This window comes from Arthrobacter sp. 05L428, assembly GCF_056397665.1.
Genome location: NZ_JBFTNW010000001.1, coordinates 298,947 through 319,435 on the forward strand (window position 1 = coordinate 298,947; position 20,489 = coordinate 319,435).

22 protein-coding genes are annotated in these 20,489 nt (G+C 68.8%); 6 read left to right on the forward strand and 16 right to left on the reverse strand.

Going from position 1 to position 20,489, the window contains the following annotated elements; all coding sequences use genetic code 11:
* Positions 1-13: 13 nt before the first annotated feature.
* From AC1DH3_RS01450 to AC1DH3_RS01500, 11 genes are all read right to left on the reverse strand, one after another.
* Positions 14-1,096, reverse strand: coding sequence for a WXG100 family type VII secretion target (locus AC1DH3_RS01450; RefSeq protein WP_476892103.1), 1,083 nt, complete (start codon positions 1,094-1,096; stop codon positions 14-16).
* Between the two features lie 179 nt (positions 1,097-1,275).
* Positions 1,276-1,494, reverse strand: coding sequence for an NF038396 family protein (locus tag AC1DH3_RS01455; protein ID WP_441417002.1), 219 nt, complete (start codon positions 1,492-1,494; stop codon positions 1,276-1,278).
* Positions 1,494-2,087, reverse strand: coding sequence for a dihydrofolate reductase (locus AC1DH3_RS01460; protein WP_441417003.1), 594 nt, complete (start codon positions 2,085-2,087; stop codon positions 1,494-1,496). The genes AC1DH3_RS01455 and AC1DH3_RS01460 overlap by 1 nt, the downstream gene beginning before the upstream one ends.
* Positions 2,084-2,887: a thymidylate synthase gene (locus AC1DH3_RS01465; protein ID WP_476892104.1), complete on the reverse strand. Its 804-nt coding sequence runs from the start codon at positions 2,885-2,887 to the stop codon at positions 2,084-2,086. Before AC1DH3_RS01465 ends, AC1DH3_RS01460 begins: the two co-directional genes overlap by 4 nt.
* A 9-nt stretch (positions 2,888-2,896) precedes the next feature.
* Positions 2,897-3,346: a GntR family transcriptional regulator gene (locus tag AC1DH3_RS01470; RefSeq protein ID WP_441417005.1), complete on the reverse strand. Its 450-nt coding sequence runs from the start codon at positions 3,344-3,346 to the stop codon at positions 2,897-2,899.
* Positions 3,343-4,857, reverse strand: coding sequence for a hypothetical protein (locus AC1DH3_RS01475; protein WP_476908452.1), 1,515 nt, complete (start codon positions 4,855-4,857; stop codon positions 3,343-3,345). Before AC1DH3_RS01475 ends, AC1DH3_RS01470 begins: the two co-directional genes overlap by 4 nt.
* 3 nt (positions 4,858-4,860) lie before the next feature.
* Positions 4,861-5,013: a hypothetical protein gene (locus AC1DH3_RS01480; protein WP_476908453.1), complete on the reverse strand. Its 153-nt coding sequence runs from the start codon at positions 5,011-5,013 to the stop codon at positions 4,861-4,863.
* Positions 5,014-5,080: 67 nt separating this feature from the next.
* Positions 5,081-6,046 (reverse strand): NUDIX hydrolase, encoded by a 966-nt coding sequence (locus AC1DH3_RS01485; RefSeq protein ID WP_441417007.1) that lies wholly within the window; start codon positions 6,044-6,046, stop codon positions 5,081-5,083.
* Between the two features lie 11 nt (positions 6,047-6,057).
* Entirely contained in the window at positions 6,058-8,322 is a 2,265-nt protein-coding gene (locus tag AC1DH3_RS01490; protein ID WP_441417008.1) for an RNA degradosome polyphosphate kinase, read from the reverse strand.
* 103 nt (positions 8,323-8,425) lie between these two features.
* Positions 8,426-9,445, reverse strand: a complete 1,020-nt coding sequence (gene mshD, locus AC1DH3_RS01495; RefSeq protein ID WP_476892107.1) for a mycothiol synthase — start codon at positions 9,443-9,445, stop codon at positions 8,426-8,428.
* Positions 9,446-9,714: 269 nt separating this feature from the next.
* Positions 9,715-10,413 carry a winged helix-turn-helix transcriptional regulator gene (locus AC1DH3_RS01500; RefSeq protein ID WP_175321149.1) on the reverse strand — a complete coding sequence of 233 codons (699 nt, stop codon included), beginning with the start codon at positions 10,411-10,413 and terminating at the stop codon, positions 9,715-9,717.
* Positions 10,414-10,776: 363 nt separating this feature from the next.
* Between AC1DH3_RS01500 and AC1DH3_RS01505 the strand changes: the two genes are divergently transcribed.
* From AC1DH3_RS01505 to AC1DH3_RS01530, 6 genes are all read left to right on the forward strand, one after another.
* The gene (locus tag AC1DH3_RS01505; RefSeq protein ID WP_441417010.1) at positions 10,777-11,511 is read left to right on the forward strand and encodes a permease; all 735 of its coding nucleotides are present in this window, start codon (positions 10,777-10,779) and stop codon (positions 11,509-11,511) included.
* A gap of 177 nt (positions 11,512-11,688) precedes the next feature.
* Positions 11,689-12,303, forward strand: coding sequence for a nitrobindin family protein (locus AC1DH3_RS01510; RefSeq protein ID WP_441417011.1), 615 nt, complete (start codon positions 11,689-11,691; stop codon positions 12,301-12,303).
* 71 nt (positions 12,304-12,374) lie between these two features.
* Entirely contained in the window at positions 12,375-13,133 is a 759-nt protein-coding gene (locus AC1DH3_RS01515; RefSeq protein ID WP_441417012.1) for a flavodoxin family protein, read from the forward strand.
* A gap of 22 nt (positions 13,134-13,155) precedes the next feature.
* Complete coding sequence (gene ygfZ, locus AC1DH3_RS01520; RefSeq protein ID WP_441417013.1) at positions 13,156-14,238, forward strand: CAF17-like 4Fe-4S cluster assembly/insertion protein YgfZ; 1,083 nt, start codon at positions 13,156-13,158, stop codon at positions 14,236-14,238.
* Positions 14,235-14,651: an ankyrin repeat domain-containing protein gene (locus tag AC1DH3_RS01525; protein WP_441417014.1), complete on the forward strand. Its 417-nt coding sequence runs from the start codon at positions 14,235-14,237 to the stop codon at positions 14,649-14,651. Before ygfZ ends, AC1DH3_RS01525 begins: the two co-directional genes overlap by 4 nt.
* Before the next feature lie 30 nt (positions 14,652-14,681).
* On the forward strand, positions 14,682-16,235 hold the full coding sequence (locus tag AC1DH3_RS01530; protein ID WP_476892111.1) for a DHA2 family efflux MFS transporter permease subunit: 1,554 nt from the start codon (positions 14,682-14,684) through the stop codon (positions 16,233-16,235).
* 35 nt (positions 16,236-16,270) lie between these two features.
* Here the strand turns inward: AC1DH3_RS01530 and AC1DH3_RS01535 are convergent, their stop codons facing one another.
* The 5 genes from AC1DH3_RS01535 to AC1DH3_RS01555 form a co-directional block, all read right to left on the reverse strand.
* The gene (locus tag AC1DH3_RS01535; RefSeq protein ID WP_441417016.1) at positions 16,271-16,981 is read right to left on the reverse strand and encodes a GNAT family N-acetyltransferase; all 711 of its coding nucleotides are present in this window, start codon (positions 16,979-16,981) and stop codon (positions 16,271-16,273) included.
* A gap of 56 nt (positions 16,982-17,037) precedes the next feature.
* Entirely contained in the window at positions 17,038-18,063 is a 1,026-nt protein-coding gene (locus AC1DH3_RS01540; protein ID WP_175321157.1) for a 6-phosphofructokinase, read from the reverse strand.
* Between the two features lie 187 nt (positions 18,064-18,250).
* Positions 18,251-18,505 (reverse strand): PspC domain-containing protein, encoded by a 255-nt coding sequence (locus tag AC1DH3_RS01545; RefSeq protein WP_441417017.1) that lies wholly within the window; start codon positions 18,503-18,505, stop codon positions 18,251-18,253.
* A gap of 3 nt (positions 18,506-18,508) precedes the next feature.
* Positions 18,509-18,769, reverse strand: coding sequence for a hypothetical protein (locus AC1DH3_RS01550; protein WP_441417018.1), 261 nt, complete (start codon positions 18,767-18,769; stop codon positions 18,509-18,511).
* A 1-nt stretch (position 18,770) separates the two neighbouring features.
* Complete coding sequence (locus AC1DH3_RS01555) at positions 18,771-20,408, reverse strand: PspC domain-containing protein (protein ID WP_441417019.1); 1,638 nt, start codon at positions 20,406-20,408, stop codon at positions 18,771-18,773.
* Between the last annotated feature and the right edge of the window lie 81 nt (positions 20,409-20,489).

Genomic DNA, 20,489 nt, shown 5'->3' on the forward strand with positions numbered 1-20,489 from the left:
TGATTCTCCTAATCTAGAAGCCGAAGAAGTGTGCCACGGATTCGCCGGCATCCTTGACGCTGTCAGCGGCATCGCTGACGAACTTGCCCGGATCCTTGACGGCGTCGACGATGCCTTCGCCGACGTTCTTGCCGACGCTGCTGATGGTGTCCCAGTTCTCGTAAACGGCTACGCCCACGCTCGCCACCTGGCAGATGGTCCCGGCAGGCGGCGGCATGAAGCATCCGACGCCGAGCATCGTTTTGCCAAGGCTGGCGGCACCACCCTTGAGGTCGCCGTCCGCGAAGCTCTTTACTGTGTCCACGGCGTTGAATCCGACTCCGGCCCAGCCGAGAGTGCGGGACAGTCCGGACTTCCCGAGCCAGTCCCAGCTCTTGTTGGCCCCGAAGAGCTGCCGCTCTTCGAGCAGCGGCGCCAGACGTGACAGCCCGGGTATGTGCTTGTTGAGGTCCTTGAGCGACGCGATGTCCGAGGCCTTGTCGATCAGGCCGAGGGCCCTGCTGGACTTCGTCGATGCCGTGAGCAGCTCCTTGAGCGGGTCGCTGCGCAAGAGGTTGCTTGCGGTGAATCCGGGTCCCCCCAACCGGTGGCGGCCGGTGGTGAAGAACGCCTTGGACAGTGCATCCCGCTCGTTCTTCAAGACCCAGCCGTACTGTCCGAGGTGCTTGGCCAGGGTGAGCGGGGTCTTGAAGTTCTTCTGGATCCCCATGAACATTTTGAGGCGGGCGGCTCCGCCGGCGAGGATGCCGCCGGCCACGGCCCACGCCCCGGGGCCGGCGCCGTGGCCGAGGGGGCCCAGCGGGCCGCCGCCGGAGCCCGGGGCGGCGTTGCTGGCCTTCTCCTGCTCGTCGGCCTGGGTCAGGAGTGCCTTGGACTGCTGCTTCAGCGCCCGGGCGGTCTGCTGGATCAAGGCACGGTGGGTGTCGTTCCAGTCGGACTTGAAGCGCGCGCCGTCGGCGCCCTTCCACGAGGTGTTGTTGTTGATCGTGGACGTGAGGACCGAGGACTGCTGCAGTAGCGTTTCCGACGTCTTGCCGAAGTGCTGCGCGAGCGACCGAAGCTGGGCGACGTCGGCGCCCCACACGTTACCTGCCATGATGGCATCCCCCCTTACGGGCAACAGCCTAACGGGCCACTGCCAAGACCAAGTGCATTCCAGCTCATTACAGCCAGACCAAAGAATCTGACCGGCCCCAATCTAGCCGTGCCGCCGGGATCGCGCGATGGGGTGGTCTCCCCATCCGCCGGCACCGGCGGGAGCCGCGGCCGGTGCCGCTACTCGCCGTCGGGCTCCGCCAGCAGTGCGCTCTTGCGCCGGCGCAGGGCGAACATGGCGCCGAAAGCGAACAGCTGCGTGACGACGACGAGCACGATCGCGCCCGCGATCTTGTTGCCGCCGAGGATCATGGTCAGTCCCACGATCGCGGACAGCAGCGCCAGCAGGGGCAGCAGCATGTAGCCGAGGACAAAGAGGATTTCCGGTTTACGCAGCACTATTTGGCCTCCGTCCGCCGCCACAGGGTGATGCGGTACCGCGTGCCGTTCGCGGCAGTCAGCCAGCCGTCGGGCGGGAGGCTGGCCTCCGCGGTCCAGTCGTAGCCGAGTTCCGGGGCGAAGGTGTCGCCCTCCGTCGCGGTGTCGATGGTCGTCACGACGGCGACGTCGGCGAGGTCGAGGGACTGCGTGAAGATCTCGCCGCCGCCGATGATCCAGACCATCTCGGGACCGGACGCGAACTGCGACTCCAGCAAGGCGTCGTCGAGGGATTTGACCGCCAAGGCGCCGTCGGCCTCCGGCGTCCCGCCCCAGCCTTCCTGCCGGGTGATGACAATGTTCGTCCGGCCGGGCAGCGGCCGGTACTTGTCCGGGAAGGAATCCCAGGTCTTGCGCCCCATGATGACGGGGTGCCCGGCCGTGAGCCGGCTGAAGTGCTTCATATCCTCTGGAAGGTGCCACGGCATGGTCCCGGCCTGGCCGATCACTCCCGTGCTGGTCTGCGCCCACACCAGGCCGAGGCCGGTGACGGTGCCGCGGAGCTGCTCGGTGAAATCGACGGGATCCGTGGGGTTGCTGGTCTCGTTGCTCATACGGCTATCGGGGCCTTAATCGTTGGATGGTGCTGGTAGCCGACGACCTCGAAGTCCTCGAGGGTGTAGTCGAAGATGGACTCCGGCTGGCGGGTGATCCTCAGCTGCGGATATTCGTAGGGCTCCCGGCCCAGCTGCGTGAGGACCTGGTCCAGGTGGTTCTCGTAGATGTGGACATCGCCGCCGGTCCAGACGAATTCGCCCGGTTCCAGCCCGGTCTGCTGGGCCAGCATGCAGGTCAGCAGGGCGTAGGAGGCGATGTTGAAGGGCACGCCCAAGAAGGTGTCCGCGGAGCGCTGGTACAGCTGGCAGGAGAGTTTGCCGTCGGCGACGTAGAACTGGAAGAAGGCGTGGCAGGGGGGCAGGGCCATGTTCTTGAGCTCCGCCACGTTCCAGGCCGAGACGATGTGGCGGCGTGAATCGGGGTTGCTTTTGAGGTTCTCCACCAGTTCCGCGATCTGGTCGATGTGCCCGCCGTCGGGCGTGGGCCAGGAGCGCCACTGGACGCCGTAGACCGGGCCGAGTTCGCCGTCGGCGTCGGCCCATTCGTTCCAGATGGTGACGCCCTGGTCCTGCATCCACTTCACGTTGCTGTCCCCGCGCAGGAACCACAAGAGTTCCACGGCGACGGACTTGAAGTGCACGCGCTTGGTGGTGATGAGCGGGAAGCTCTTGCCCAGGTCGAAGCGGAGTTGCCGGCCGAACACGCTGCGGGTGCCCGTCCCGGTGCGGTCCGATTTGTGGGTGCCGTGCTCGAAGACATCGCGCAGCAGGTCTTCGTAGGGCGTTGGGATGCTCACGCTCCCAGTCTACTGAGAAGAGTCTTGCTCGCCGTATTCATGGCTTTGGCCGAGCCGGGCGCGCATCACGGCGAGCAACGCGCCGTCGTCGAGGCCGGCCGCGCGGCCTGCGGCAATGCAGCGGTCGACGGCGGCGATCACCGCGGCGTTCGGTCCGGCCGCCGGCCGCGCCGGGACAGCATCACCGAGGGCGCCACCCGGGCCGTCCCCGCCGACCGGGCCGGCGACGACGGTTCCGTTGCGGCGCCCGGTCTGGATCAGCCCGGCTTGTTCGAGCTCCTTGTAGGCACGTGCGACGGTTCCGGCCGCAATGCCGAGGTCTGCGGCGAGGCGCCGGACGGTCGGCAACCGGGTTCCCGGCGGCAGCGCCCCGATGACGATCAGCGAGGCGATCTGCGCCCGAATCTGCTCGTACGGCGGTGTGGCCGAGCGGAGGTCGATGGAGATTCCCGCGGTCACGCGGCGGGCTCCTTGTCCCGCCGCGGCACGGGTCCGGCCGGGCTGCGCGCGGGGCCGGCGACGGGGATAACGGCGATGATGGTGGCAAGGGTGCCGAGGACCGCTCCGGCCAGGGTCGCCGGCCACCACGTGTTGGCGTCGGGATTGAATGGTCCCCCGAAGGATTCGGCGGCAAACAAGGCAGCCCACGCGGGCCCCTGGGTCAGCAGCAACACGGCGGCCTGGGCGGTGAACAGGGCCGCGAGGGTCCGCACGGTCCGGTGGATCGCGACGGCGCGCAGCGCGGCGTCCATGCCGGCGGCAAGACCGGGGACCCCCTGCCGGTGCCTGGCGGCGAGGAAAGCCGGCACCGAGGCAAGCGCGCCGCCGGCCGCGAGGAGGGCCGGCGGAACCCAGTCCGGCTCGCCATAGAGCCGTTCCTGACCGACCGCCGTGACTGCCAGGGCCAGCAGGAACGACAGCAGGGCCAGGACGGCGGTGGTCAGCATTGCCGGGCTAACCGGCTGCCGCGGCCAGTTGCGCGGCGCTCCCGGGTCGCCGTAGTTGCGCTGCAGGAGCAGCTCGCCGGCCGCAATGACCGCCAGCACCGCGGCCGCCATCAGGGTAGCGAAGCCCGCCATTCCGAAGCCCGCCGCGGCGGCGGTCAATCCGGGGACGATGAAGACCCCCGCCAGCAGGGGCACCGCCGCCGCGAGTCCCAGCAGCGGACCCAGCGACGAGACCAGCCGGGCCGCGGGGTGCTGGCCGCCGGCCTGCAGTCCTGCAGGCGGCCGGTTGCGCGCGCCCAGCCCGGCGGCCGCGAGCCGCGGCGGCCCCCAAAACCACATCATCAAGAGGACACCCATGCCCGCCAGGCCGGCCGCATTCGTCCAGGACGAGACGCCGGTTGACGGGTCCGGCCGCGCTGCGAAGTTGCCTGCGATCACGCCCAGCCCCGCAGCCACTATGGAAGCGGTCCGCAGCAGGCGGTTCATGGCGATGGTGCGCAGCACCGCATTGTCGCCGGCGTCGAGGGCCTCCAGCTGGCGGCGGCTGGCAATCAGCCACAGCACCAGCATCGTCCCGGCGGCCAGGACGGCCAGGGCTCCGCCCAGCCAGGCGGCTAGCTCAACCCCGGGAATACGGCCGTCAACGCCCAGCGTCTGCCGGGTGTACGGGCCGTCCGCCCCGGTTGTGGGCGGCACGGGTGCGAACCCCGGGAGCGTGGCGGTCCACGCGATGAGCGCGCCGGCGGCGGCAAAGACGGCCGCCGTGACCGCGGCCAGCCGGTGCGGCAGGAAGTCGCGGATCCGCCGGACCGACAGGACGGTCTGCCGCCGCATTCGCCGCGGCCCCGGATAGCTGACCTGGCCGAGCGCGTGTACGCCCAGGCAACCCAGGATCGGCCAGGTAAGGGCCGGCAGGATCGTCGCGGGGGTCGTCATGGCGCCGCCGGCGGAAGGGTCGGCCGGAATGATGCCCAGATTCATGGCGCCCTGCAGCGAGCTCGCCAGCCAGCCGATGACCCCCACCCACTATGCGTGTTCCGACACCGATGCCGGGGAGGTGCCTGTATCCGGCGCCCAGATTACCCAGCGCAGCACGGCGTAGACCAGCACGGCGGCGATGATCGGGCCGAACAGCAGCATCGATGGAAAGTAGAACTCGCCCGGCATGAAATCCCCCAAAGATCCCGCAGTTATGTACCAAGTACTTGATACAAACTAGGGCCGGGGGGCGCCGGGGTCAAGGACCCTAGTCGTCGAAGGGCCGGAACTGCTCCACGGCCACGACCTTGCCCTTGCTGTGCGAGACATGGCAGACGATGATTTCCCCGGGCGAGAGGAATGGATCGTTTGAGGGCAGCAGGGCCCGCAGCCGGGAGTTCATGTGCTTGCCCAGTTGCGCAAAGACCGTGGGCAGTGCGGGGCGGTGCGTGCACAGTGCCACCGGGCGCCCCTTGTCGAACAGGGATTCGACGACGTTGGCGGTCTTGTGCGGGCTCCGGCCGTGCAGGTGCTCGGTCAGTGATTCATGCAGCTTCACCTTGGCGTCGACGGCCTTGGCATAGGGCGCGACCGTGGCTACGCAGCGTAGCCAGGGACTCGTCACCACCCGCGACGGGCTCCAGGCCTGGAGCAGCCGGCCGACGGCCTGGGCCTGGCGTGTCCCGGTGGCAGCCAGCGGACGGTCGCCCTCGGCCTTTGACCAGGACGAGCGCGGCTTGGCTTTGGCATGACGCAACACCAGCAGCGGCCAGGTGTCCAGTTCGCCGCGGGAGTGTGCCGCCGCGAGGTGCTCCAGCGGGGCCCGGTCGCTGGGGTTGCTGAGCAGGCCGGCGGCCTTCTCCGGCGAACACCACATGACGCTGTCCACCTCTTTGCCATCCGGGCGGAGCGGGGCGCCGTCGACGTCGACCGCCCAGTAGTGCACCACCTTCAGGCCTGCTGCCACGTGGTAATGGATGGGCGGGAGCGGGATGCCCAGGGGAGCCTTGAGGCCGATTTCCTCTTCCACCTCGCGGGCGGCGCACTCGGGAACGGTCTCGCCCGGATCAAGCTTGCCCTTGGGCCAGGACCAGTCGTCGTAGCGCGGGCGGTGGATCAGCAGGACCTCAAGCTTGTCTTTGTTGACGCGCCACGGCAGGGCGCCGGCCGCGACGACGGCTATGGCCTCGCCGGGATGGTCGGTCTGGTCCGCGACCAGTGAATCGCTGCTCACAACCGGAGGCCCTAGCGCAGGCTCGCCGAGCGCTGCCGCGAACGCGATGCGAGCAGCCATGACTGGACGTCCTGCAGGGCGGTGCCGTCCTCCGCGAGGTGGTGGCGGACCCATTCGCCGCTGTTGTCCAGATGCCAGCTGGCGGTACCCGGATCCATGTAGCGGCGGAGCATGTCCAGGACATACGAGGTGTCGTCCCCGCTGCTGAGCTGCACCAGGGCCTCCACCCGTCGGTCCAGGTTGCGGTGCATCATGTCCGCCGAGCCGATGTAGACCACCGGGTCTCCGGCGTTGGCGAAGGCGAAGACGCGGGAGTGTTCCAGGAATCGGCCCAGGACGGAGCGCACAGTGATGTTCTCGCTGAGTCCGGGGACGCCGGGACGCAGGGAGCAGATGCCGCGGACAATGACGTCCACCTGCACCCCGGCCTGCGAGGCACGGTAGAGGGAATCGATGATGGCTTCGTCCACCATCGAGTTCACCTTGATCTGGACGCGGGCGGCGATTCCCGCCCGGGCGTTCCGGATTTCCGTTTCAATCCGGTCAATCAGCCCGGAGCGCACCGACCTTGGAGCAACCAGCAGCCGCTTGAAGGTGGACTTGGGTGCATAGCCGGAAAGCTGGTTGAACAGCTTCGACAGATCTTCGCCCACCTGCTCGTTGGCCGTCAGCAGGCCGAGATCCTCGTAATAGCGCGCGGTGCGCGGGTGGTAGTTCCCGGTGCCGATGTGGCAGTAGCGGCGCAGCCCGTCGACTTCCTGGCGGACCACGAGCGAGAGCTTGCAGTGGGTCTTGAGGCCCACGATGCCGTAGACCACGTGCACCCCTGCCTGCTCCAGCTTCCGGGCCCAGGAGATGTTGGCCTGCTCATCGAAGCGGGCCTTGATCTCCACAAGGGCGAGCACCTGCTTGCCGGCCTCCGCGGCATCGATCAGGGCGTCGACGATGGGCGAGTCGCCGGAGGTGCGGTACAGGGTCTGTTTGATGGCCTGCACCTTGGGGTCCGCGGCGGCCTGCTCGAGGAAGGCCTGCACGGAGGTGGAGAAGGAATCGTAGGGGTGGTGCAGGAGGATGTCCCGGCGCCGCATGGCCGCGAAGACGTTCGCTGCCTTGGAGGTCTCCGACTCGTTGAGGTACCGGGACGTGTGCGGCACATGCTTGGGGTAGTGCAGGTCCGCGCGGTCGATCCCCGCGATCACGGAGAGCCCGCGCAGGTCCAGCGGGGCCGGGACGGAGTAGACCTCGGATTCCTCCACGCCGAGCTCGCGGATCAGCAGCGCCCGGATGTTGGGGTTGATGTCGTTGGTGACCTCGAGCCGGACCGGCGGGCCGAAGCGGCGGCGCAGCAGTTCCTTCTCCAGGGCCTGCAGCAGGTTCTCGGCATCGTCCTCTTCGACCTCGACGTCCTCGTTGCGGGTAACGCGGAAGGTGTGGTGTTCCAGCACCTCCATTCCGGCGAAGAGCTGGTCCAGGTGGACGGCAATGACTTCCTCAAGCGCGATGAATCGGGCCACCCGCCCGGGCACGGAGCCGGCGCGCGGGCCGTCAATGGAGATCAGCCGCGGCAGCTGGTCCGGGACCTTGACGCGGGCGAAGAGCTCCTTGTCGCTGACCGGGTTGCGGACCACGACGGCGAGGTTCAGCGAGAGCCCGGAGATGTACGGGAACGGGTGGGCCGGATCCACGGCCAGCGGCGTCAGGATTGGGAAGACCTTTTCCGCGAACATGGCGCTGAGCTGGTCCTTGGCCTGGTCGTCGAGTTCTTCCCAGTGCATCAGGTGGATGTGCTCGTAGGCCAGCGCGGGGCGGATCTGTTCCGCGTAGACCCTGGCGTGGCGCTGCTGGAGCCGGTGGGCGGCGTCGCCGATCTGTTCCAGGACCTGCATGGGGCTCAGTCCGGCGGGGGAGGGCACCGCCAGGCCGGTGGCGATGCGGCGCTTGAGGCCGGCGACGCGGACCATGAAGAACTCGTCCAGGTTGGAGGCAAAGATGGAGAGGAAACTGACGCGTTCCAGCAGGTAAAGGTTGGGGTCTTCGGCGAGTTCCAGGACGCGTGAGTTAAACGCGAGCCAGCTCAGCTCCCGGTCCAGGAAGCGGTCCGGGCTGATGTCGCCTTCCGGTTCCAGGTTGGGGGCGAACTCGGGGATGTCGATCCGGTCCTGGGTGGCGCGGGAGGCGGGCACTTCGGAGGAACCGAACCGCGCCCGCACGGGACGCGCAGCCTTGTCCGGCGTAGCGGCTTCAGACGTGGCTGTCCGGGCAGATTCCCGTTGCATGGTCTCTCCTAATGCTGGCGCGATTTAGCTTCAACCTTACAAGGAATCAGATCCGGATGAGCCCAGGTTTCGACCCCGGCCGGGTGCCCGGCCGCCGGCCCGGCTACTGCCCTTCCAGCGGGGCATACATGACGTCCACATCCCAGCGTGAAAAGCCCAGACGCCGGTACAGTGCGACGGCGGGAATGTTGTCGGCGTCGACGTAGAGCATCACGGCGTGCAGGCCCTGCTGCTGCAGGTGCTTGATGCCGGCCACGGTCAGGGCCTTGCCCAGGCCGGTGCCCTGCGCCTCGGGGGCGACGCCGACCACGTAGACCTCGCCGATTGCCGGGTGCTCGCCGTGACGGGGGTGCACCTTGGTCCAGTGGAAGCCGAGGATCCGGCCGTCGGCGTCGACCGCGAGCAGGAAACCGGCCGGGTCGAACCACGGCTCGGCCATACGGGCGTCCAGGTCCGCGCGGCTCATGTTTCCCTGTTCCGGGTGGTGGGCGAAGGCGGCCCGGTTGACCGCCAGCCAGGCCTCCTCATCCCGGCCGGGCACGAAACTGCGCAGCGACACGCCGTCGGGCAGGGCGACGTCGGGCAGTTCCGAGGCCGCGGTGGCGAGCCGCATCTTCCACAGCTCGCGCACCGGGGCGTAGCCGTAGCGGGCGGCCAGGTCAGCGGCGGCCTCATGGTTGCCGTGTGACCACGCCTTCAGGCCCGCGAAGCCGCGCACCTTCCGGAGTTCCCCGACCAGCCGGTCTGCGACGCCCTGGTTGCGGTAGCTCGGATGGACGGCCACCTCCAGCACCCCGGTGCCGTCCGCCTCCTCGACGACGACGGCGAAGCCCGCCAAGTCGTTGCCCCGGCCCGGGTGTGGTGATCCGGCGTGGCCGGGGGCAGCGGCATCCACGCCGGAGTCCTCGCGGGAATAGTCGGGGGAGTAGAGGGCCAAGGCCAGCACGGAATGCGGGCCCGCGCCCGCGGCGCGGAGCGTCACGAGGGTCTGCTCGGACAGCGGCGGGTTGCCGTCGGACTCCTCGGCGGCCGCCACGAGCGTCTTGACGTCCCGCAGCAGCTGTTCGTCCACAGCTCCCTGCAGGGTGAGTACGGGCCAGTTTTCCGGATGCGCAGGACTCATGGTGCAAGGCTATACGTCCGCTGCCCGCCGGCGGGTGGGGGCCGCGTCGATTTGATGCATCCGTTCGGGGCACGTATAGTCGTTATCTCATCCGGCTCAACGGTTCGAAACGTTGAATGGATGCGAGGGGGATCCACCACTGGGGTGGCCTCGATACGTTCGACCCGTATGTCCTCCACTGCAGCGCCAAGCGGCGTAAGGAAGCCCCGGACTGTTGAGTCCGGGGCTTTTCTGTGTTCGAAACGGGCCAGCGCGGTGGGCGGAGCCGCTCAGGCCTCGGTGAGTTCCTCATCCGGCTGCCGGACCAGCGTCAGGCGGTATCCGACATTGCGGACGGTGCTGATCAGGTTCTCGTGGTCGGCGCCAAGCTTTGCCCGCAGCCTCCGGACGTGGACGTCCACGGTGCGGGTGCCGCCGTAGTAGTCGTAGCCCCAGACCTCGGTCAGGAGCTGCTGCCGGGTGAAGACGCGGCCGGGGTGCTGGGCGAGGTACTTGAGCAGTTCAAATTCCTTGAACGTCAGGTTGAGCGCCGCCCCGTTGACCCGGGCCGTGTAGCTGGCTTCATCGATGACGACGCCGGCCGCCCGGATCTCCGTGGGGGTGTCGTCCTGGTCCGGCAGGGCACGCGCGACGCCGAGGCGGATGCGGGCTTCGACTTCCGCGGGCCCGGCCGACTCCAGCAGGATGTCGTCCACGGCCCAGGCCGAGGAGACCGCTGCCATGCCGCCTTCGGTCAGGATCAGCATGAGTGGTGCGCTCAGCCCGGTCGCCTTGAGCAACTGGGTGAGGGAGCGGGCGCCGACCAGGTCCTTGCGGGCGTCGAGGAGCACGATGTCGCACGGGTCGGTCTCGAGCAGGGCCGTGGGCTCAGCGGGAAGAATGTGGACGCGGTGATTAAGCAGTTCCAGCGCAGGCAGGACATCCACCGATGACCCGGTGCTGTTCGTCAGTAGCAGGATGTGCGACATGGTTCCTCCAAGGGGTGTCCGCGCATCATTGGGCGTCTGAGCCGGGCTCTCACCGGCCGGTACTGAGCTTCCGGACGGTGACCTGCCTGCGGCTGCCGGAGGAAGCGTAGCTGAGCTTTGAGTATACCCAAACGGCCCCCGACAGGCACTGTTCCGCCGCTCCAGCTTGGCCCTTTTGCGACACAAAACGTTCACATAGGGCAGGATTGATCCGTCAGGGCCTCCAGCCCGGCGAGTCGAGCAGGCCCAACGGGTCCGCAGTGAGCGAAGGTACCGGTTGATCGTGGCTAAGTTGATCGTGGGGGACCGCGTTCCGGGTGCCCTGCTGGGGAGGGCTTTGAGACAGACGTTGGAGGGGGAACTGTGAAGTCCTGGAGTGTCGGCGTCATCGGCCTGGCCGGACTCGCCGCGATCATTGCCGGGGCTTACTCCGCGCCTGAGGTCCTGCTGGCCGTCGCAGTGCTCACCGCGGCCTGCGTCGGCATTGGCTGGCCGCACTTCCTCGGCATCCCGGCCAAGAAGACCCTCGCCGCCCTGATCGGCCTCCCCGGAATCGGCTCCGCTGTGGCCGCCACCTACCTGCCCGCGCCGGGGTTCCTGAACTGGACGCCAGCATTCGTGGCGGCCGGGGTGATGGCCATCTTCGTCATGCAGCTGATCCGCGGCACGGGCCAGGCCCAGCGGCTGGAGTCCACCCTGGGGTCCAGCGCCGGCGTGCTGCTGTCCTGCCTCGGCGCCGGCTGGATCGCCTGCTCGCGTTTCAACGGGGTCAGGGAAATGCTGCTCGTTGCCGCCATCAGCGCGGCGATCGCCCTGATGGCGGGCCTGATCCGCTGGCCGGACCGGATCGTCGCTCCGCTCGGCATCGTCGGGGCAGGGCTTGCCGGCCCGCTGGCCGGCCTCGTGCTCTCCGACATCGCCGTGCTGCCGGCCGCCCTCGTCGGGATCGTGGTCGGGGCCGTCCTGGTCAGCTTCCGCCGGCTGGTGATCATCCGGGGCGCTACATTGAACCTGCCGGCCGTGCTGAGCATGGGCCTGGCGCCCGTCTCCGCGGTCGGTTCGCTGGCTTACTTCATAGACAAACTACTCCTCCACTAACGCGTTAGGATGGCATCATGTCCGTACTTGCATTTGAGATCTTCTTCCTTGTCCTGCTTGCCGTCGCCGGCCTTTCCATGGCCTGGTTTGCCGGCTTCGTGGTGTACCGGCTCTTCAAGGGCCAGAAGTAAAAAGCCGCTAAGCGTCCAGAACCCGTAGTTTCCAGAGGTAGCTGCTGTGCCGATTGAAATTCCTACAGATCTGACCCCCGAACTTGTTCCGCTGTCCTGGCTCATTGGTGAGTGGGAGGGCCGCGGCCGGCTCGGCGCCGGGGAAGAGGACTCGGAGCACTTCCTCCAGCACGTCTCCTTCACCCACAACGGCCTGCCGTACCTGCAGTACCGGGCCGAATCGTGGCTGACGGACGACGAGGGAACCAAACTCCGGCCGCTGACCGTGGAGACCGGTTTCTGGGCCCTTGAGCGCAAGCAGCGCGAGGAGGACGGCGGCCCCGGGCTCATTCCGGCCGACATCGTCCCGGTGCTCAAGAGCGCAGACGAGGTCGAGGAACTGCGCAACAGCGAGGGCGGTTTCGACATTTCCGTTTCCATCTCGCATCCGGGCGGGATCTCCGAGCTCTACTACGGCCAGATCAAGGGACCGCAGATCCAGCTCAGCACCGACATGGTGATGCGCGGCAGCCACTCCAAGGAGTACACCGCGGCAACACGGATTTTCGGCCTGGTCGACGGCAAGCTGCTCTGGCGCTGGGACGTCGCCGCCGGCAAGGGCTCGACGCCGGGCGGCGGCCTGGAAGCGCACGCCTCCGCCATCCTCAGCAAGGTCGGCTGAACCGCACGTCCGGCCGAAGCCGGGGTCTCACTGGATTTCCGTTGTCCGCAGCGAACGCAGGGAGCACCACAGTGAACGACACAGCAAGTGGCACCGCAAATGAAACCGGCACTGACGCGGCGAGACCCGGCACGTACGGCGACCTCAAGGCAGTCTTCTTCAACGGCACCCTGAAGAAATCCCCGGAGACGTCCAACACGCAGGGCCTGATCGAGATCAGCCGCAGGATCATGGAGAAGCAGGGCGTCGCCACCAGCGTCATCCGGACGGTGGACCACGACATTGCCAGCGGCGTCTACCCGGACATGCGCGAGCACGGCTGGGCGAGCGACGAGTGGCCCGCGCTGTACCCGGCGGTGCAGGAATCGGACATTGTGGTGGTGGCGGGCCCGATCTGGCTGGGGGACAACTCGTCCCAGACCAAAAAACTGATCGAGCGTCTCTACGCGCACTCCGGCGAGCTGAATTCCAAGGGCCAGTGGGCGTTCTATCCGAAGGTGGGCGGCTGCCTCATCACCGGCAACGAGGACGGCATCAAGCACTGCGCCATGAACGTGCTCTACAGCCTCCAGCACATCGGCTTCACCATCCCGCCGCAGGCTGATGCGGGCTGGATCGGTGCGGTGGGACCGGGGCCGAGCTACCTTGACGAAGGCTCCGGCGGCCCGGAAAGTGACTTCACCAACCGCAACACCACCTTCATGACGTGGAACCTGTTGCACCTGGCCCGGATGCTCAAGGATGCCGGCGGCATCCCCGCGTACGGCAACCTGCCCGAAGGCTGGAAAGCCGGCACCCGATTCGACTTCGAAAATCCGGAATACCGCTGAGCGCTGAGGACTTCTACTTCATATGACTACCAAGAGCCCCCTGCTGTCGCGCCCGGGCGCCGTCGAAGCGGCCGGTGCCGACGCCGGCGTCGCCGCCCATTACGGCGAACCGCTGCGCGAGCAGCGCGCCCTGGCTGCCGGCACCGCCGTCGTCGATCTGTCCCAGCGCGGCGTGGTCACGGTGAGCGGGCCGGACCGGTTGAGCTGGCTCAACACCCTGTCCTCGCAGCAGCTCACGGCCCTGGCCCCCGGCCAGTCCACCGAACTGCTGCTGCTCAGCGTGCAGGGCCGGATCGAGTTCGACGCGCGGGTGCTGGACGACGGCGAGACCACCTGGCTGATCGTGGAGGCGGCCGAGGCCGCGCCGCTGGCCGAATGGCTGACCAGGATGAAGTTCATGCTCCGGGTCGAGGTCGCCGACGTCTCGGCGGACTGGGCTGTGCTGGGCGCCACCCGGCCGGTTCCGGAGTGGTCCGGTCTCCGTGTTTGGGAAGATCCCTGGCCGCACGTCGGCGCCGGCGGGTACTCCTACGCCGTGGTGGGCGAGGACACCCACCCTGGCCTGGAACGGCCGTGGTTCGAATACCTCGTGCCGGCTGCAGAGCTTGAGGCCACCGTGGCGGAACGCCCGCTGGCCGGTGTCCTGGCGGCCGAGGCGCTGCGCATCGCCGCGTGGCGCCCCCGCTGGGGGTCGGAGACCGACGACAAGACCATCCCGCACGAACTGGACCTGCTGCGCACGGCAGTGCACTTGGCGAAAGGCTGCTACAAGGGACAGGAAACAGTCGCCAGGGTGCACAACCTAGGTCATCCCCCGCGGCGGCTGGTGTTCCTCCAGTTGGACGGGTCCCAGCACACGCTGCCCGCCGTCGGCAGCGAAGTCCGGGCCGGCGAGCGGAAGGTCGGCACGCTGACTTCCGTGGCGCAGCACTACGAAATGGGTCCGGTGGCCCTGGCCGTCATCAAGCGCTCCGTCGCCCCGGACGAGGTGCTCACCGTGATGGACGGCGACGAAGCGTACACCGCCGCCCAGGAACTCATTGTGGCGCCCGACGCCGGTCAGGTCGTGGGACGCCAGACCGGCTTCCTCCGGGGGACCCGGTGAGCGGCGGGCCGGAAGCGGCCGCTTCCGAGCCGGCCGCCCCCGACGAGGAGACCCTCGCCCTCGCCCACGCGCTGTTCGACGCCGCCCGCGACGGCAACTCCGCCCTGCTCGGCAGCTACCTCGCCGCCGGGGCGCCCGCCACGCTGACCACCGCGGCCGGCGATACCCTGCTGATGCTTGCCGCCTACCATGGCCACGCGGACACCGTCCGGCTCATCCTGGCGCACGGCGGCGACGCCAACACAGCCAACGACCGCGGCCAGACACCGCTGGCCGGGGCCGTGTTCAAGGGCTACCCGGACGTGGTCCAGGTCCTCGTGGACGCGGGCGCCGACCCCGACGCCGGAAGTCCCTCCGCCCGGGCAGCCGCCCAAATGTTTGCCCGGAACGATATTCTGGCGCTCCTCGCCTGAACCGGCCACCCACGCACCCTAAGGAACCTAATGGAAAACGTAGCGAGGCCGTGGGCCGCCCTCTGGTCTTTGGTGATCGGATTCTTCATGATCCTGATCGACACCACCATCGTCTCGGTGGCCAACCCCCGGATCATGGAGGGCTTGAACGCTGACATCAACTCGGTGATCTGGGTAACCAGTGCCTACCTGCTGGCCTATGCCGTCCCGCTGCTGATCACGGGCAGGCTGGGCGACCGCTTCGGTCCGAAGAAGCTGTACCTGTCCGGACTGGTGGTCTTCACCCTTGCCTCGCTGTGGTGCGGGCTCTCCGGCGACGTGCACACCCTGATCGAGGCCCGGGTGCTGCAGGGCCTCGGGGCCGCGATGATGACACCGCAGACCATGGCCGTCATCACGCGGATCTTCCCGCCGGACCGCCGCGGCGCCGCCATGGGCATCTGGGGTGCCACGGCCGGGGTTGCCACCCTGGTGGGGCCGATCCTGGGCGGGGTCCTGGTGGACGGCCTGGGCTGGGAGTGGATCTTCTTCATCAACATTCCGGTCGGCATCACCGGCTTTATCCTGGCCCTGCGCTTCGTTCCGGCCCTGAGTACGCACCCGCACAAGTTCGACATCCCCGGCGTGCTGCTCAGCGCCGTCGGACTGTTCCTGCTGGTGTTCGGGATCCAAGAAGGCGAAACCTACAACTGGGGCACCATCACCGGCCCCATCACCGTCTGGGGCCTGATCATAGGCGGCGTCGTTGTCCTCGTCGCCTTCGTGGCCTGGCAGCGGTTCAACAAGGGCGAACCGCTGCTGCCCCTCGGCCTGTTCAAGGACCGCAACTTCTCGCTGGCCAACGTGGGCATCACCACGGTTGGCTTCACCGTGACCGCCTTCAGCCTGCCGCTGATTTTCTACTACCAGGTGGTCCGGGGCCTCACCCCGACGCAGTCCGCGCTCATGATGGTTCCGATGGCCGTGATCTCCGGCGGCCTGGCACCGGTCGTGGGCAAGATCATCGACCGGGTCAACCCGAAGTTCATCACGGCCGGCGGCCTGGTCCTGATGTCAGTGGCGCTGTTCTGGAACGCCTCGCTGATGCACCCGGACACCCCCATCTGGCTCTTCCTGCTGCCCAGCGCCGTGCTGGGATTCGCGAACGCCGGCATCTGGGCGCCGCTGAGCTCCACCGCCACCCGGAACCTGCCGCCGCGCCAGGCCGGGGCCGGCTCCGGCGTCTACAACACCACCCGCCAGATCGGTGCGGTCCTGGGCAGCGCTGCCATCGCCGTGCTGATCCAGGCCCGGCTTGCCGCGGAACTCCCGGCAGCCCCGGGTGCGTCCGGGGAGTCAAACCCGATGGCGTTCGGCGGCAGGCTGCCCGAGGCGCTGCACGAGGGATTCTCGACGGCGATGGGCCAGTCCATCCTGTTGCCCGCGGCGGTGATCCTGCTCGGCGCTGCCGTGGCGCTGTTCTTCGCCAAGCCGCAGCCGCACGAGGGTTGGGGAACCCCCGGCACGGTTCCGGCGGCAGCAACCGGCGGGGCCACCGTCACGGAGGCCACCGTCACGGAGGACGCCGACGCCCAGCGGGGCTAGGGCAACGCGGCCGGGCGCAACCGGACCCGGCCCGACTAGCCCAGCAGCACGCTGGTCTGGATGCCGCCGGCGGTGAAGCCCAGGCTCCGGGCCAGGGCCAGCGAGCCCTTGTTGCTGACATCGGAGCGCCACTGCAGCGTCAACCCCGAGGCCAGCGCCTCATGGGCCGCAATCGAGGCGGCCAGGGTGCCGACGCCGCGGCGCCGCCACTCGGGGGCCACCAGCACGCCAAGCTGTGCCAAGATGCCTTCCCATTCGGTGTAGGCGCCGCAGGCCACGGGCGTCCGCCGGCCGTCTTCGACGTGCATGATAGTGAAGCGGTGTTCGAGGTCCGCGAGGCCGACCTCGTTGACGTCGTCCGGCGGGCACAGTGCTTCGAGTTCGATCGCTTCCGGGTTCCCTTGCGAGACGGTCAGCTCCTCGGCCGGCTGCTGCAGCGGCAGGTCGTCGGCGAAGAAGAGTGCGGCGGCGCCCAGGCCGTGGCCGCCGTGCCCGCGCGTGATGGTCAGCAGCGTGACGTGCTGCGCCAGCTCCTCCTCGGAGTACCCGGCCGCGGCGTCGATGGCCCATCCCGGCCCGACCAGGGCGGAGCTGCCGAACAGGCGGACGAACTGCAGGGAACGGGCCGCGTCGTCCACCCGGGTGAGGCGGCGACCCGCGGCGGTGGCAAAAGCGCCGTCGTCGAGCCCCAGCCGGCGGGCCCACGCGAGCTGGATGATTTCAGCGGAACCGGGCGCAAGAGTCATGCCTCAACCCTACCCAGCGGCAACGCCCAGCCGGGAAAGCCCAGCCCGGGGACGCCTCAGCCGAAGAGAACGGCCGCTTCCTCGTAGCGGTGCTGCGGCACGCTCTTGAGGTTGCCCAAGGCGGCGTCGAAGCCGACATGGACGATGTCGGTGCCGTTCAGCGACACCATGGTTCCCCAGCGCTGCTCCACCACCGAATCGATCGCCGCCATGCCGAGGCGGGTCGCCAGCACCCGGTCGAAAGCCGTGGGGACACCGCCGCGCTGGATGTGCCCCAGCACCGTGGCCCGGGTCTCGATGCCGGTGCGGGCCTCCAGTTCGGGGGCCAGCAGTTCGGCGATGCCGCCGAGGCGCGGCCGGCCGAAGGTGTCCAGTCCGCGCTCGGAGTGCGGGGACTCCTGACCCTCGGGGACGAAGCCCTCCGCGACGACGACCAGCGGCGCGCGGCCACGGTCGCGGGCCGAGATGACCCATTCGGTGATCTGTTCCATGGAGGCCTTCTGCTCCGGGATCAGGATGGCGTGGGCGCCGGAGGCCATGCCGGCGTGCAGGGCGATCCAGCCGACGTGGCGGCCCATGACCTCGGCGATCATGGTCCGGTGGTGGGATTCCCCGGTGGTGCGCAGGCGGTCGATGGCCTCGGTGGCGATCTCGACGGCGGTGTCGAATCCGAAGGTGTAGTCGGTGGCGTCGAGGTCGTTGTCGACGGTCTTGGGCACGCCGACAATCTTCAGCCCGGCGTCGGTCAGGCGCTTCGCGGCGGCGAGGGTGCCTTCGCCGCCGATGGCGATGATGGCGTCGATGCCGAGGCGGTCCATGTTCGCCTTGATGACCTCGGGGCCGCCGTTGTTCTCGAACGGGTTGGTCCGGGAGGTGCCGAGGATGGTCCCGCCCTGCTTGGCGATGCCGCGGACCAGCGCGCGCGGGATGTCGATGATGTCGCCTTCGACCACGCCGCGCCAGCCGTCCAGGAACCCCACGAATTCGTGGCCGTGGACGGCGATGCCTTTCAGGACGGCACCGCGGATCACGGCGTTCAGTCCGGGGCAGTCTCCGCCGCTGGTGAGGATTCCAATTTTCATGTCTCGGCTCAAATCCTGGTTCGAAGGGGTACAGGCAGAGCGCCACGCTGAGCTCACCTAGAAGTGTAATCGCGGATGTGGGGCAGCACACAAACGGTGACCCACGCGCAGTGCCCCCGCCGGAGTCGGCGGGGGCACTGCGCGTTCGTGGTGGGGCAGGCGGCTGCCGCCGCGGCTCAGGGCCGGCTCAGGGCCGACCGGCGCGCCTCTCCAGGAAGGACTCGAGGATGATCGCGTTCCGCTGGTCCGGCAGGATCAGCCAGGCTGCCAGGTAGAACACGAAGGCGGGGCCGGGGATGAGGGCGAAAAGCAGGTATCCGATCCGGACGTACGCGACGTCGACGTTCAGCTTGGCGGCGATCCCGCCGCACACGCCGCCCAGCCAGCGCTGCGGGCCGCGTTTCAGGCCTAGGCCCCGGACGATGCTGAAGAACTTATCCATGGTTCAAGACTTCCCTGTCGTAGTGTCTTTGTCACGTCTGCGGGCGGACAGTAATCCGCCGACCACCAGCGCGGCGCCGGCCCCGATCATCAGGCCGATCAGCACATAGGTTCCGTTCAGGGCGACGAGGCCCAGCCGGGAGATGATGATCAGCGCGGCCAGCGCCAGCACGATCAGCCCCCAAACCACGGTTCCCACGCGGGCCCGCGGACCGCCGTCGGTCGAGGGCCCCGCCGGCGTGTCCGCCGGGTCGTAGCTGCTCATGTCAGTTCCCTTCCTTCACGGTGACGTTGCTCAGGGTCCCCGAGATCTTGACGATCAGGCGGCTGCCGGGCTTGTCCGTGTTGTAGTCGTTCTGCTGGGTGGTCATGCCGCCGTGGTTGCCGCGGCTGTCGCTGAGGTTTCCCATCGTCATGTCCGCTTGGACCTGGACCGGGACGCTGGTGGGGATGGCCACCGTGACATTGCTCGCCGTGGCATCCAGCCGGACCACGACGTCGGAACCCAGCGGCGGGTTCAGGTTGAGCTTGGTCAGGTCCACCGTGCCGGTCCCGCCCGTGATGTCGAAGCCGTCCCGGGCCTGCTCGATGCTCGCCGGGGCCCAGTCGATGTTCTGGAAGCGGGCCCGGTCGGCGTTGGGCACCAGGTTGAAGATCCCGCCGATGATCAGTGCCACGACGGCGAAGAACCCCAGGATGCCCGCCGTCCGGCCCCGGAGCCCGGAGACCAGGATCCCCAGACCCAGCACCGCCGCGGCGCTGGCCCATACGACGGCGTTGCCCGCGGTGCCGAGGTTGATCGCGTGGGCGGCGTCGAGGGCCTTGATGCCGCCGCCGACCAGGAGCGCGATGCCGGCGGTTACCGCCACGGCAGAAGCGCCGGGGCCCAGGTTGCGGGGCTTGGGGGCCGGCACCGGCGCGGCCGGCGGCACGGGTCCGTAACCGCCGCCGTAGGGCGGGGTGAGGCCGGCGGCGGGCGGTACCGCCCAGCCGGGGGCAGCTCCGGAATGGTCCTCCCAATTCCGCGCCGGGAGTCCTTCCAGCGGGAGGGTCTGGTTGGTGCCGGTGGGGTTCGGTCCGGTGCCGCCGTAGGTGCTCTCGTAGGTGCTCTCGTAGGTGCCGTCGAGGGCGCTGTCGCCGGGTGTGGCGGGGTTGCCCGGGCCGGTGCCGGTGCCGGTGCCGGACATGGTGCCGTAGGTGCCGGCGCCCGCCGCGCTCCAGCCGGCACCTCCCGTCCCCGGCCTTGGGGACGCGGGGGGTCCGCCGGCCCGGGCCTTGTTGCGCTGCGTCAGGTAGTAGATGACGTAGATGGCGCCGCCCACCCAGAACACGGTCCAGACAAAGGCGCCGAAGCCGTAGCGGTCCCAGCCCCAGACGCCGCTGCCCAGGCTGGGGAACCCGATGATGGTGGTGATCAGGGCGCCGGTCATGCCCGAGCTCCAGCGGCCGGCGGCCGCCTCCTGGACGTGGATCCGGCCGTCCGGCTCCGGCAGCAGCGCCCAGGCCAGGCCGTAGAACAGGACGCCGACGCCGGCGAACACGGTCAGAACGATCAGGATGCCGCGCACGATCAAGGGGTCGACGCCGAGCCGCTGGGCAATGCCGCTGGCGACGCCGCCGACCCAGCGCTGACGGCCGCGGTAGATCCCGTGGCTGCGGATCCAGTCAAAGAAGTTCTGCGGCGGCACGCCCGGGGCCGGCGGGGCGCCGGTGTACGGGGGAGGGGTGGCCCCGGGGCCGGACGGGTACGGGCCGCCCGGCGGGTAAAGCGGCGGAGCCTCCTGCGCTGGTTCGCCGGCCGCCGCAGTGGTGTCGGCGGGGCCGCCGGAAGTGGCGTCCGGAGTGCTATCCGGACGGCCCGAAGCGTTCGGGTCCTCATCTGGGTGCGGAGTGTGCGGGTTCATACCTCGATCCTCCCGCCCAGGGGGCCCGGCGCTCTACTGGGGAAGACCCTGAACGGCCCCTGAGCGGTCCCCGGTTCCGTC